This window comes from Vreelandella sp. H-I2, assembly GCF_052959335.1.
The window spans coordinates 1-594 of record NZ_JBRAMC010000023.1 but is presented as its reverse complement, the minus strand read 5'-3'; the positions used below and the strand labels follow the sequence as shown (position 1 = coordinate 594).

At 59.1% G+C, this 594-nt stretch carries 1 protein-coding gene; it reads left to right on the top strand.

What is annotated here, in order from left to right:
* Window positions 1-594, top strand: a 594-nt coding sequence (locus ACUVOF_RS21945) for an FAD-binding oxidoreductase (RefSeq protein ID WP_447046334.1), incomplete at both ends; no start/stop codon positions are given.

The window sequence follows — 594 nt, the reverse complement described above, 5'->3', positions numbered from 1 at the left end:
ACCAGCGTTTGCCCCAGGCGGCGGTTTATCCCAAGCATGCTGAAGATCTCGAACGGCTAACCCGACTGGCTGCGCAAACTACCCATCGCGCGATTGTACTAACACCGCGTGGCGGCGGCACGGGCACTAATGGCCAGTCGCTTACCGACGGCATCGTGGTGGATGTCTCCCGCCATATGAACCGGATTTTAGACATCGACGTGGAGAAACGCCGTGTGCGGGTTCAGGCCGGCGTAGTGAAAGACCAGCTCAACGCTGCGCTCAAACTCTATGGGTTGTTCTTCGCCCCCGATCTTTCGACCTCCAATCGCGCCACCATTGGCGGCATGATCTCGACCGACGCCAGCGGCCAGGGCAGCTGTGAATATGGCAAGACCCGTAACCATGTGCTGGAACTGGATACCGTTCTGCTGGGTGGAAAGCATCTGCATAGCCGTGCGCTAACCCCGGAGGAGGAGCAGGCTGAACGTCAGCAAGAGGGTATTCTTGGTCGCGTCCACACCACCGCTGCCGCGATTATCGATCAACAGCGTGCGTTGATTGAAGCCACCTTTCCGCCGCTCAATCGCTGCTTGACCGGCTATGACTTGGCCC